Genomic DNA, 11,986 nt, shown 5'->3' with positions numbered 1-11,986 from the left:
GTACAGAACTTAGTTAAAAGACTCGGAAGTATCCAAGTTAACTAGATCTATGAAAAGCCGACAGGGAGCCAGGCTTGTCAAGTGGTCGACAGGAGTAGCGACTGCAAGTTTTCCTCAGTCTGAAGTGGTCCAGCCTGCAAAGAGAGCCAATCAGGGCATAGAGAACCGCTTCAGGAACAGTTGAATGTTTAGCAGCCCTCTCAGTTGCGATAGGATCGAGTCGGTTGTCAGGTGGTGCTTTCATGCTCGGCCGGTGATGTCAAGCGGCTTTTGCGCATAGCGCAGCTACTCACAGATAGGGCTCGTTTATTTGTAAAGCGCGTCATGAGAGCTTTCACATCGCTAGCTAAACAACTGCGCTAACTGTTTTGCCAGTTTTAAAGGCATTTTGGCCCATAAGCAGAGACCCCTGAGCTCGACCCTGAGACTGACTGAGTTTCAGGCAATTCCCGATGCGTTCAACCAGCAGGTTGCAACCGTATCTGGTGTTGCTTGCGGTTCTTGAAGAGAACTCTTATCGCTGTCACAATTGTGGCAGATACAGGCACACGGACATGAGCACGAAAAATATGCAGGATGGGTTGATTCGAACCAGCACTACACGCAAGCCTTTGCTTCAAGCACCGGAGCTGATCGAGGTGTCGAAAGCCGACGAACCGCTTTATCGTCGTCTCATCGATGCTGCTAAAGCGGCGGCTGAAAGGGCTTATCGGCCTTATTCCAACTACAACGTTGGAGCGGCGGCGCTCACTTTCGACGGCACGATCTACACCGGCTGCAATGTCGAGAACTGCGGCTACACGCAGACAAAGCACGCGGAAGAAGGGGCCATTCAGGCAGCCATCGCAGACGGCGTCTTGCAGCGGGCTGAAGCGGCTGGACTGACGCAGTTTCAGGCTTTCCTGGCTATCGCCGTGCATGCTCCCAAAGGCTCGGACCCCTGGCCGTGCTGCAACTGCCGACAGTCACTGAGCGAGTTCGGCTTCGAAACGCACGTGATCGGCGAGGGTAAGAATGGCCAAATCCTTTGCCTGACGCTTGGGCAGCTGATTCCGTTCCCTTTCCCGATCGCCGAGGTGCTCGAGAGCGTTCGCGGTCAGCGTTGATTGCACCATATGCGGTATCGGTTCGATCTTGCCGGCGTTTCGAGATCTTACTCGTAATTTTTTCAACCGCAGCGTTGAGAATTCAAGATAAGCTCGAGTCGCTTTTGGATGTTACGATGGGCTTTTGGTCAGGTAGTTCGGGTACCATTAGGTCTGAAGTTTGTAGACTGTAGTTCTGTCGAGACAATGTTGTGGCAAACGAAGAAGAAAAAACAGTAAAAACGCCCGTTCCGTCGGTCGAGGAAATCAATGCCAGACTCGCTAAATCTATGCGAGATCCTCTGATTGGCACTAAGTTAGCGGGCGGACGCTACGAAATACTGGATGCTCTTGGCGAAGGCGGCATGAGCGTTGTTTATAAAGCCAAGCAGGAACTGGTCGATCGTATCGTTGCCATCAAGACGCTGAAAGTAAAGATGATGGCCGAACCGATGCTGCTCAAGCGTTTTGAACGCGAAATTAAAACTCTCAGTCGCTTGAATCACCCTAACATCGTCACCGTTTTCGATTGCATTATTGAAAATGGACAACCTTACTTCGTCATGGATTTCCTGCAGGGCTGCAGTTTGCAAGATTTGATCAATGCAGAAAAGCGGCTTTCTCCGGGACGTTGTAAAAACATTTTTGGGCAGGTCTGTGCCGCCGTTGAACACGCTCATCGTAACGGCATCGTGCATCGTGATTTGAAGCCGGCCAACATCATGTTGATGGACATCAGTGGTCAGGAGTTCGTCAAAGTTGTTGATTTTGGCTTAGCCCAGATTGGCGAAGAGGCTCAACGTCTGACCCAATCAGGCGAGATCTGGGGCAGTCCGCTCTATATGAGTCCTGAGCAATGCAATGGACATGACATGGACGCTCGTTCTGACATCTACTCGCTGGGATCGGTCCTCTACGAATCGCTAACCGGGCGCGTTCCGATCGTGGGGAAAAGTTTTCTCGATACGATTCAGAAGGTTGTCAGTCTGGAACCCCCTTCTTTTGCTGATTCTGCTCCTGATTTGAAAATTTCCCCGGAGGTGGAGGCTGTGGTGATGCGCTGTCTGGAGAAAAATCCAGACAAGCGATATCAGTCGATGGCTGAGCTGAAAGATGCGATCGATAGAATTTTTCCTGCTGATAGTGAGGCCCTGTTTCGCACGCTGCCACCCGGGAAAGTGGTTGTCGACCCGGCGGCGGGTGAAGCAACTAAAGAGTTGAAGCGCGATCCGCAATCGGTCATTCCGACAAAGCGCATGAAGAAATCAGACATCGAAGAAATGGCTTCGGCCGCGGCTCAAACGCCTCAGGCTGCTCAACCCGCTCCGAGAATGCCTGCCAAGGCGATGACAGGCAAACCGCAACAGGGCAATAAGAAAGACGGTAAGTCAGCAACCTTGATGGCTGGTGTCGTGGGCGGGTTGATCGCTGCCTGTGCCGTAGTTGTGGTTAACTTGATCAACGGTCAAACTCCGCCGGCGGTGACACCACCTTCGGTTGCGCCGCCGACGACGGTTACCGGCACGCCATCACCAGTTACATCAGCCCCGAGTGCGCCACAAGCTAAATCATCTCAATCTGCTTCACCCCAAGCTGCTTCCAGTCAGACGACAACCGCCGCTGCCGGACAACCATCAGCGACTTCCACCGTCAGTCCTGCCGAAGTTCATGCCGGTTCGGCTCCGATCCTTCCTGCTGACGTTACAGGCCACTCCGGAGCTGACCCGGAAGTTAAGGCAAACACTAAAGGCACCAACCCTGAAAACACGGATGAAGCATTGCATGCTCTGCAGGCAAAGCTCGATGGAAAGCCTGTTTCAGGTACGAAAGAAGCAGGCAAAGCCGGCAATTCTCTCAACGCCCACAAGCCTGCCCATAAACCTCATGCAAAAGCGCATCATGGGTCTCCTCCTACTATCTACACACCCCGTTCGCAATCAGCGCGTGAACTCGACGATTCAGAGATCTGGCATAGCTTGCCTAAGTGAACCGGCCTGAGTGGTTAAGCTTTAGTGTTTAGCTTGTTCGGAGAGCAAATATTCTCTCGCTTCTGCCACCACATACAGTGAGCCGGTGATGCAGACAATGTCGTCGGGCTCTGCTGAATCGAAGGCGAGCTTGATTGCCTCAGGCACTGAGTTTGTGGCAGCTGAAAGCGGATCTGATTGGAAGCTGACAGCATCTGCTATCTGCTTGGGGTCCATGGCTCTCATGCTCTGTGAACGAGTCGAAATAACGGTTTTGCTGAGTGGGCGTAGTTCTCGCCATATGGCATTGATATTTTTGTCGTTGTTTACGCCCACGACGAAAATGCATTTGTTGGTCTTGAACAGTGCCTTCAGTGCAGAAGCTAGTGCTGCAGCTGATTCGTGATTATGTGCTCCATCGAGAACGACTGTTGGGGAAGGGGGTGCTCCGTTTCTGGATGATGCCGGCATGACTTCGAACCTGCCGTTAATCGTCGCATCAGCTAAACCGTCAGCAATATTCTCGTCTGAGATGGAGACACCCTTTTGTGCCAGGGCTTTACAAGCCATGGCCGCGGTAACGGCATTGGTGATTTGATGCGCGCCCAGCAGTGACAATTCTAAATCCAGACTGCCAAGCGGACTTTCTATGGTAAAAGTTTGCCCGGAAAGCTCGTGACTGTGCGATTTGAGCTTGAAAGGCCTGCTGTTTATGTCGATCAGGGTTGCATCTACCATGTGGCACTGGCGCCCGATTACGTTTCGCACCGATGCATCTTTTTGGGCGGAAAGAACAGTCGTGCAACCGGGTGTAATTATTCCCGCCTTATTGGCTGCGATCTCAGACTGGCTGACGCCGAGCACTTCTGTATGTTCCAGGCTGATCGGAGTAACAATGACCATATCTTTTGTATCGAAAACATTGGTGGCATCATACTTTCCACCCAGTCCGACCTCGACGATTTGCCAGTCGATTGGAGGTTGAATGTTTCTGGTGATGTGAAAGAAGAGAGCGGTCAGTATACCGAATGTAGAAATGTAGCCGCTTTTAGCAGCCAGCTCAGCCTCGATCGCAGGTTTGATCTCGGTCAGACCGCGCACGAAGAGCTCATCTGAAATAGGTTCCAGATCAATGGCAATGCGTTCGTTGTAGGAGTGGAGGTGTGGGCTCGTGTATGAGGCTGTTCTGATGCCTGCCTCTTTTAAGATTGAGCCCACCATCATGCAGGTGCTGCCCTTTCCTTTGGAGCCTGTGATGTGAATTGTGTGACGTCCATTTTGCGGGTTGCCGAGCCTGTTTAACAGCGCTCGCATCGTTTCGACGCTCATCGTCAAGCTGCGCGAGCCATGACTGTCTCTTTCCGAGTCGGGAAAGGACTGGATGTATTGCACAGCTTCTAAGTAATTCATCAACGCCAGGACCAAAGTACGAGTTACCACGTCATTTATAACAGTAAGTAGGCTCAGCACCGTCAGTTTTTTTCTGGAATATAGGTCAGGGGAAGAGCGTTTTTGTTGCGATTTTCTATCCGAACCCTGAATGCTGCTCTATTCCGACTTGCCAATAGCGGATACTTTTGATCGTCGACGAGGTATGACTTTGTGCGAATTATCCCTGCCACTCTTGTCTTCTTAGCATCAGCTGCATTAATTTCGGCCGGTTTTATCGGATTGATTGATGCTTATGCCAGCGATGGCGGTGTTAAAACTCAACCCAGGAAAACGGAGCCGAAACCAGTGGATACGAAACCTGATGCAAACGCCAAAGTCTTCATCTACAAGCAGACGGGCGGCTTTATCGGAGTGAATCGAAAGTACGAGCAAAACCTGGCCGATTTGAGCTCAGGAGATAGGCACAAACTCGAGACACTGATCGCTGACAGTGGCCTGGCAAGCGATGCCAGGAAAGGCGAGATCATAACCTCTGGGGCCTGTGACATGTTTCAGTACGATTTCACTTTTAAAGATGGTGCCAAACAACACCATGTCACCTATGACGACGGCACTTTGCCAGACTCTTTCAGACCTTTGGTTCAATATTGCAAGGACAAAGTCGTCGATCTGCCCCGCCGCTGAGTTCATTATTTGCCAGCCGAAGCTGAATACGGTTTGGCTTTGAAGGAGATTAGCGCGGTTTAATAGCTGCGCTAGGCGTAAGATTTGCTACTACACTGGTGATTTCCGCCCTTTTTCGTCATTCAAAGAAGCTGTATCCCCTACTTAATGTTGCCTTTCAGACATTAGGGTGAGGGTACTTTCTTTTCATCTCACAAAAAGCACCCATCTAAAACCCAGTAAAGCTCTCTAGCTAACTATTTCCTCCCCTGATCGTGGACTTTTCTCCATGCGGGGAGGTTTTCCTTGCTTGCGTGGGGTGGCTTGAAGGCGGTCGTTCCCGTCTGAGGTAGTCAGCCATGCCCAATCTGATTCTGCTCTTTCAACAAACCATTCTGTCGCCTTTGCTTATGATCGGCTTTTTCATAGTCATATTGTTTGCTCTGGCAGGAATGGATGGACTGCCAGTGGCAAAGGCGCTGCTGGTGCTCATCTTCAACATCACAGTCAGCATACTGGCGTGGTTCGCCCGCACTTTGCTGACCATCATCACTTTGCTCATACCGGCACTGTCACCGATCTTAACACCCGGTTGCAGCAAGGCTAAGGGCAAAGGTAAGTGACCGCGGTGGACTTTCGTTGCCACCGTACGCGGTATCTCATCCGTTGCAGGTACTCAAGTTCCGCGCTTGAAGACTTGCTCGAGAAAGGACCACTGTTATGACCACAAGCAACATCAAGAACATTCGGGTGCTGTCGTTCGGCTTCAAGTACGGACCGCCCCCGTTTGCGCACATCGTCGAGGACGTGAGATGGGTGAAGAACCCGTTTTACGAGCCCTCTCTTCATGCCATGACTGGAGCCGACGCGCCGGTGCAGGAGTTCATCCTGGCCCAGGACGACGTGGTCGGATTCCTCAGTGACATGCGCACCAACCTGCGCCGCCGTCTGCGTGGATTCAGCCACAGCAACTACCACGAGACCCTGATCATCGCCTTCGGTTGCACCGGAGGTAAGCATCGGTCTCGCTTCTTCGCCATCAAGTGTGCGGAGATGCTCGCGGAGCTGACGCTCGAACTCGGCATCGAGGCCGAGGTCGTCGTCGAGCACCGTGACCGTGAGTAGCTGCATGATTGTTCCTCATAGCGGCAGTGCGGTATCGTTTCACCGGCTCGGTGAATGTTCCTGCATTCACCGAGCCCCAACAGTCGCTCAGCGACAGAAGGGAGGAGTATGGATAACGCTATCGAAACCTGTTTGATCGTCATCGACAGCGGCTTCTCTCTGGAGTCGCTGCGCGGTGCAAGAGTGCTCGCAGTGCGCGACCTCGCCGCCGATGTCACCATCATTGGTGCACCGCTGGTGAGCGAGCAGCAGCTGCAGAACTTCGCCGGTGACCCGCTTAACCACGGGTCGATTGTGCTGAACAAACTGCGCAAATTTGCGCCGGATGCTCCCGTTATCCTCATCCGAGTGATTGGTGAGGATGGCAAGATCATTCGCACGGGCTGGCACGGGGGCAAGATAGTCACCGACGGCTGGACCGAGGCTTATCTCTGGGCAGTCGAGTTGTGCAAACAGCTCGGAATGACATCGGTTGCTAACTGCTCTTTTGGCGGTATCATTCACGCCGCCGACGGAACTGGTTGGGAATCGCATCAACTGGCTCGGGTAACTGGACCGGGACACCCCGGGCACGTGCTGGTGGCTGCGGCAGGAGCTGGTGATGGTCGCTCGGTGCACGCCTCATGGTTCGTCGAACCAGGCGCGACCAGGTGGATTGTGGCTCGGCAGACTGAGTCGACTACGTACAACTTGTGGGCCGGGTCGGCTCACCAGATGTGGTGGCTGACAGTGCGGCGTGACCAGCAGGTCGTGGGTCGTTATGAGGGCTCATGGCTTGACGGCAACATGTGGAATCAGCGTCAGCAACTGACGTTCGATGTCGAGGGCAGCGGTGACGTTACCTTCGAGTTTTCACTGGCTGCCGAAACGCAAACGATGTTGAAGTGCGATTGCTGGGTGCGTGGTGAGCAATCGTCACGCTTTCTCAATTACGTCGATGCTCGTTTGATTGCCGAACCGGCAGTCTTTCCGCATGTAGTCGCTGTTGGGCTGCGTTCTGGTTGCTATGCGCCAGATCAGTTGGACCTTGATGCTAAGCCCGATGTGCTTGTTGAAGGTGGCGATCAGATAAGCTTCCGTACTCCAGAGATTGCTGCCTCTGTAGCCAGCCTTCTGTCTTCCGACGCCAATCTCGATTGTGCGCAAGTGAAGGCAGCGCTGCGGCTTTCGCATCCGAAGTAAAAATGAGAGTGGATGAACACCTGGTGTTCTTCCGCTTCTCATTTTTATTCTTGTTATTATAAAGTGTAGTATACTTTGTGCTACTCTCGTCAGGTTGCCGGTTTGGGCGATTCAAGAGATTGTGTCGCCTCTACTTTTCGCCCCACACAAAACCAACTGCTGCATCGGCCGTGTCTCTGTCTTTTTTGGCCAGAGCCGGCTGACCAAGCTTGTCGTAACATTTTGCTCTCATTTGATAGAACGCACCTTTTTCATCAGCGGTTTGAGTCCTGATCGCTTCAGAGGCATCGGCAAGGGCGTCTTTGTAGTTGCCGTGTTTGTAATAGATGCAAGCACGGAAGTAGTGGAGCCAGCAGTCTTTCGGATTCAGTTTCAAACCGCTTGTGAAATCTGCCAGGGCACCTTTATCGTCACCGCTCTCTTTAAGGAGCGAACCACGATCTTGATAAAAGGTGTACATAGGCTTGTCTTTCGAGAGTTCGATCGCTCGCGTCAGATCGGCAATTGCCTCTTTGTGCTTGCCTCGTTCATTGTAGATTTTGGCTCGGTCAGAATATGCAAATGCCAGCTTAGGATCCAGTGAAATCGCTTTGTTTGCATCGGTCATGGCTTGATCGAAGTTGTCGATTTCTATCAGGCAAGATGCTCTGCTTCTGTAGGCCTGAGCGAAATTCGGGTTAACGGCTATGGCTTGAGTGAAGAGATTTATCGCCGGTCTGAACTGTCTTTTGTTTTTTAGCTGCACGCCGCTCTCGAACAGTTTCTGTGCGGTGGCATCTGCTGCTGAGTGAGCGGGCAGAGGTGCCACCACAGTTGCTATGACTATGAGTGAACCTAGGCTCCAGCTTGTTGCTCTTTTAGTGAATGAGATATGGGGCATTCAAGCTGACCCTGTTTCGTTCATGGTGTGTCTCAGTTCTTCCTGCAACAAAAGCAGTCTCTCGCGAATAGTCTTGAGCTCGGCGCCTCGCTTCATACTTTTTCGAGTCGTTTCCATGTCACTTGTTTGCAAACCTTTCATGCCGATAGCTCCAAGCCGATCGACCTCGTGGTCGATGGTACTCATGAAACCCTCGAATGCCATGTTCAGCGTGTGTTCGCTCTGTTTTAAACGTTCAGGAAGACTGCTGGTGTCTTGTACCGCTTCACTGGGCAGAGTATTGAGCGAGTTGAGTGAAAAATACTCATTGCGCAATTCCGCCCCGCCTGCAACTCGAATAAGACTGCCGAAAAGCTTTTTGGAAATGTACGACATCATCGAATCGAGCACGAGCTGGTCATCGACAGTCCAGACGGTTTGACCTTTGTCCGTTCCGGCGTCCATCTCCATAAACGTTGTGAAGAATGCTTTTCGCCCGGGAAAAGCGCTGAGATACTCTGCCGGCACGATGTATGCGTTGATTTTGGTCACTTCTGCTTGCATGACGAGCGCCCACTGCGCGTGTATGACCGAGCCCTGGAATATCACTAGCGAATCGCTGAGCTGTGGCTGTGTCGCAGTTGCAGGTGCCTTGGGTCGGTTGCAGATGACCTTGATCGGATCTTTTTCGCGCGTTGCCAGCTCATATGAGTAGCGGTCGAAATCATCAAAGAACTTGTCGAGACAGACAATGCTGCTCTCTCTCAGGGGATCGCCTTGCAAAACTGTCTTCGTGGCCGGCGGCTCAGCTTTTATATCCGCCATCCACTTGCCGGTCGCTTCACCTGTGTATTTCTTCTGCATTGAGCCAAGAATTTTCTTGGATAAATCGTCTGCGGTCTTTTTTGAGGCCGGGTTTTGACCTGACGAATCTTTGTTGTCCACGATCCATCCTCGATTGCAAGCCTGCTTGTCTTTATAACATCATCCACCACAACAGAAATTTTAAACAGGCTTTCAATTTTACTCAGTCACTCACGCCAGATTGGTGTCATATGTGGTGCGTTCGCCGAGACCACGAATTTATGATGCTCTAGTTCTCAGTAGAGTTTTCTGCTGCATATGGTGCTTTATATATGGGGGAGTGATGCAAAGAAGCTCGTTTAACCTGGTCCTATAATTCTGCAAAGTCTTGGCAACGTCGTGTTTCAGGGATTTCTGAGAAAATTAGCCTATAGTTGATGTTGGGTTTTCCTGTATTTTCTTAGAAGGCAATTAATTGGAGAATCTGATCAGCTGCTTGTTTGTCTGCAGCTTAATAAGCTGCAGAGATGGTGAGAATGGAATCCACTGACAACAACAACGAACTTCCGGAAATCGAATTTGAACCTCGCGATCTCTATGTAGAGGCGATAAAAAAATTTCTCGTTGCCGCAGATGCTTTCAGGCATTCAGGCGATATTGAACAGGCCGAACTGCGCTACAAGCAGGCTCTGCGTCAGGCTGAGCTAGCCTTTGGCGATACGAGCGACCATTACAAGCGTGTGCTCAGCCTGATGTCTGTTTTTTACCGCAACACCGGGCGCGAGCACGAGGCCCGTGCCCTCGAGCAGAAATTGCTGAAAATGGACAGAGAAGGAGCGCCACCCCAGTCGGTTGGCTCAACCAACCTGCAGAGCTGGTTTCTGCGCAAAAAGAGAATCACCAGAGAAGACCTGACCACGATCAATCGAGTCGTCCTGCCGCCCGAAATTCGCAAAGCCTGTCAGGTGCTTGGTCTTCCAGTGGAAGAAGATTTCACAGTCGAAGATGTCTTGAAAGCATGGAAACGACGCATTATCGCTGATTCTCTGCATCCTGATCTGGGTGGAGAGAATGAAAACTCTGTACTCGTCAATACATCCAAGGACGTGTTGATTCGCTGGCAAGAAAGCCATTTGCCCAAATCTCGTTTTGGTCTCGGTCGGCACACCGACTATCATGGTCGCTAGCTCCATACCAATTTCTCTTGCCAACCCGGTTCCTCGTTCAGGTGCGCTAATGCTGACGATTATGTAGATTTTGGCTCTTAAAGCTGCTCCAGCTGCGCTATCTCGATCTCGTAAGTTCTGAAACCTTTGACCAGTAGCCGTTTTCCGTTCATCCATATGACGAACAGTGGTGTACTCGCGCCTGCAAACTTCGTCTTAATGTTGCCTTTATGATCTTGTCTATAGCCATGAGATCAGACTAGGTTCAAATTCTCTTTCTCTTATTTCAAGACCAAATACCAGTCTAAAAACCTTACTCATAAATACCTTTCTTTTCGTCTACTCGTGCTCACTTCGGTGATCCGTAGTGCTGTACCTGTGGACCTGCCGAGACGACTTAGTGTCTTGGTTGAATGGAGTGCCAATGAATACCACGCTTCTCAAAGCCTGGAAAGCCGGCCTCAGGTTCGTCGCGACTTGCTTCAATGAGGTCGGTTTTCTTGTGGTCCGGAAGCTGCTTTGGCGCTTTCGTCGACCGCGATACTTCATCCTTCTCGGACCTCCCGGCTCCGGCAAAGGAACGCTTGCAACAAAGTTAGCCCCTGCGTTGCGCGTTCGTGCCATGAGTACCGGTGATGTCTTTCGACGAGAGAAGGCTGAACAAACGAATTTCGGTAAGCAGGTGACGGCACATCTGGCAGACGGAACACTCGTTCCCGACGCACTCACCCTGGCAATTGTTCGCAGAGAATTGACACGTCCTCGCTACTGGTTTGGAGCGATGGAAGATGGTTTTCCGCGAACGCAGGAGCAAGCGACTCAGTTCGACGCGCTTCTCGCCAGTTGGGGTGCTTCGGTTGAAACTGTGGTTTTGCTGGATGTCGATGACGACGACTTGATCGATCGCCTCTCGAATCGCCGAACTTGCACCAACAGAGCTTGCGGACGAACCTACAACCTGAAGTATGGTCCGCCCGTTAAGGCTGGCATTTGCGACGTTTGCAGCGCCGCACTTGCTCAGCGAGACGATGACGTGCCGCACGTAGTGGCGGCGCGGCTTCGCACCTACAGAGTGGAGACGAAACCTCTCTGTAATTACTACCAGGACCGAAAGGTACTGGCTTCGTTCCATCCGACTGGAGACATGACCGCTCAGGAGGTTTTTGTCTTAGTCAAAACAGCCCTCCAGGGCTAAGAAGGAGAACTGTTATGACCATGTCACTGGCAACGATCGCCCCCGAACGAGACGCTGTTCTCGAGCTGTGGGCGGAGTCGACCATCGATTCGCACCGGTTCGGCAGCGATGCTGACCGCGTGCTGGCTCGGTGGGACGAGGGCGATGCCGATGTGCTGATGCCGTCTGCGGACGAGCTCGGCGCTTTCGGTTTCGACATCGTCGGTCTGGCCAAGGCGCTGCAGGGCGGTCTGAACGCGGAGCTGTTCGGGAAGGCGTACCGCCTCCTCGACATCGCCGAGTTCAACCGCGCCCTTGTGGCGCAGGGTGCCGGACTCGACATCACCCTCTACAACGAGGGGCTGGAGCATCTCGCCGAAGTCGCCGGGCGCGCGTAAGCGCACTCGGCTGCTGTCGGCGGGTTGACGCTGCACCATGAGGGGGCGACCCCTTTGGTGACCCAGTCGGGTCAGAAGCGGGTACCACCCGCTTCTGGCTTGACCGGGTCTGCAGTCGTTTTCTTGGGGTTAATGCCACAACGAAGACCTCGTCTTTTAGACATTTCGCCC

At 52.2% G+C, this 11,986-nt stretch carries 12 protein-coding genes; 9 read left to right on the top strand and 3 right to left on the bottom strand.

The window, feature by feature from the left end:
* Nucleotides 1–452: 452 nt before the first annotated feature.
* Both EKK48_13135 and EKK48_13130 read left to right on the top strand, forming a co-directional pair.
* Nucleotides 453–1,106 (top strand): cytidine deaminase, encoded by a 654-nt coding sequence (locus EKK48_13135; protein ID RTL41855.1) that lies wholly within the window; start codon nucleotides 453–455, stop codon nucleotides 1,104–1,106.
* 191 nt (nucleotides 1,107–1,297) lie between these two features.
* Nucleotides 1,298–3,073, top strand: a complete 1,776-nt coding sequence (locus EKK48_13130; GenBank protein ID RTL41854.1) for a serine/threonine protein kinase — start codon at nucleotides 1,298–1,300, stop codon at nucleotides 3,071–3,073.
* Between the two features lie 21 nt (nucleotides 3,074–3,094).
* On the opposite strand, the gene EKK48_13125 is transcribed toward EKK48_13130, so the two are convergent.
* Nucleotides 3,095–4,462, bottom strand: coding sequence for a bifunctional folylpolyglutamate synthase/dihydrofolate synthase (locus EKK48_13125; GenBank protein RTL41853.1), 1,368 nt, complete (start codon nucleotides 4,460–4,462; stop codon nucleotides 3,095–3,097).
* Between the two features lie 192 nt (nucleotides 4,463–4,654).
* Here EKK48_13125 and EKK48_13120 point away from each other — a divergent pair, with 192 nt between their 5' ends.
* From EKK48_13120 to EKK48_13105, 4 genes are all read left to right on the top strand, one after another.
* Nucleotides 4,655–5,128 carry a hypothetical protein gene (locus EKK48_13120; protein ID RTL41852.1) on the top strand — a complete coding sequence of 158 codons (474 nt, stop codon included), beginning with the start codon at nucleotides 4,655–4,657 and terminating at the stop codon, nucleotides 5,126–5,128.
* A 338-nt stretch (nucleotides 5,129–5,466) separates the two neighbouring features.
* A complete protein-coding gene (locus EKK48_13115; protein RTL41851.1) occupies nucleotides 5,467–5,730 on the top strand; it encodes a hypothetical protein in 264 nt (87 codons plus the stop codon).
* A gap of 97 nt (nucleotides 5,731–5,827) precedes the next feature.
* Nucleotides 5,828–6,232, top strand: a complete 405-nt coding sequence (locus EKK48_13110) for a hypothetical protein (protein RTL41850.1) — start codon at nucleotides 5,828–5,830, stop codon at nucleotides 6,230–6,232.
* Between the two features lie 108 nt (nucleotides 6,233–6,340).
* Nucleotides 6,341–7,414 (top strand): hypothetical protein, encoded by a 1,074-nt coding sequence (locus tag EKK48_13105; GenBank protein RTL41849.1) that lies wholly within the window; start codon nucleotides 6,341–6,343, stop codon nucleotides 7,412–7,414.
* A 130-nt stretch (nucleotides 7,415–7,544) separates the two neighbouring features.
* On the opposite strand, the gene EKK48_13100 is transcribed toward EKK48_13105, so the two are convergent.
* Complete coding sequence (locus tag EKK48_13100) at nucleotides 7,545–8,294, bottom strand: tetratricopeptide repeat protein (GenBank protein RTL41848.1); 750 nt, start codon at nucleotides 8,292–8,294, stop codon at nucleotides 7,545–7,547.
* A complete protein-coding gene (locus EKK48_13095; protein ID RTL41847.1) occupies nucleotides 8,295–9,218 on the bottom strand; it encodes a hypothetical protein in 924 nt (307 codons plus the stop codon).
* A 395-nt stretch (nucleotides 9,219–9,613) separates the two neighbouring features.
* Between EKK48_13095 and EKK48_13090 the strand changes: the two genes are divergently transcribed.
* The 3 genes from EKK48_13090 (at nucleotide 9,614) to EKK48_13080 (ending at nucleotide 11,815) form a co-directional block, all read left to right on the top strand.
* Nucleotides 9,614–10,264 carry a tetratricopeptide repeat protein gene (locus EKK48_13090; GenBank protein RTL41846.1) on the top strand — a complete coding sequence of 217 codons (651 nt, stop codon included), beginning with the start codon at nucleotides 9,614–9,616 and terminating at the stop codon, nucleotides 10,262–10,264.
* Between the two features lie 403 nt (nucleotides 10,265–10,667).
* Nucleotides 10,668–11,438, top strand: a complete 771-nt coding sequence (locus tag EKK48_13085; GenBank protein ID RTL41845.1) for an adenylate kinase — start codon at nucleotides 10,668–10,670, stop codon at nucleotides 11,436–11,438.
* Between the two features lie 14 nt (nucleotides 11,439–11,452).
* Complete coding sequence (locus tag EKK48_13080) at nucleotides 11,453–11,815, top strand: hypothetical protein (protein RTL41844.1); 363 nt, start codon at nucleotides 11,453–11,455, stop codon at nucleotides 11,813–11,815.
* The last annotated feature ends 171 nt before the right edge of the window (nucleotides 11,816–11,986 follow it).

It is taken from the genome of Candidatus Melainabacteria bacterium (genome assembly GCA_003963305.1).
Taxonomy (GTDB): Bacteria; Cyanobacteriota; Vampirovibrionia; order Obscuribacterales; family Obscuribacteraceae; genus PALSA-1081.
The sequence above is the reverse complement of the archived record's forward strand: the minus strand, read 5'-3'. Positions and strand labels throughout refer to the sequence as shown.

What these genes read in the sequence shown, in the direction of transcription:
- EKK48_13080 (RTL41844.1), top strand. Translation starts at nt 11,453, where the DNA reads ATGACCATGTCACTGGCAACGATCGCCCCCGAACGAGACGCTGTTCTC.
- EKK48_13115 (RTL41851.1), top strand. Translation starts at nt 5,467, where the DNA reads ATGCCCAATCTGATTCTGCTCTTTCAACAAACCATTCTGTCGCCTTTG.
- EKK48_13090 (RTL41846.1), top strand. Translation starts at nt 9,614, where the DNA reads ATGGAATCCACTGACAACAACAACGAACTTCCGGAAATCGAATTTGAA.
- EKK48_13100 (RTL41848.1), bottom strand. Translation starts at nt 8,294, where the DNA reads ATGCCCCATATCTCATTCACTAAAAGAGCAACAAGCTGGAGCCTAGGT.
- EKK48_13135 (RTL41855.1), top strand. Translation starts at nt 453, where the DNA reads ATGCGTTCAACCAGCAGGTTGCAACCGTATCTGGTGTTGCTTGCGGTT.
- EKK48_13110 (RTL41850.1), top strand. Translation starts at nt 5,828, where the DNA reads ATGACCACAAGCAACATCAAGAACATTCGGGTGCTGTCGTTCGGCTTC.
- EKK48_13085 (RTL41845.1), top strand. Translation starts at nt 10,668, where the DNA reads ATGAATACCACGCTTCTCAAAGCCTGGAAAGCCGGCCTCAGGTTCGTC.
- EKK48_13125 (RTL41853.1), bottom strand. Translation starts at nt 4,462, where the DNA reads ATGAATTACTTAGAAGCTGTGCAATACATCCAGTCCTTTCCCGACTCG.
- EKK48_13105 (RTL41849.1), top strand. Translation starts at nt 6,341, where the DNA reads ATGGATAACGCTATCGAAACCTGTTTGATCGTCATCGACAGCGGCTTC.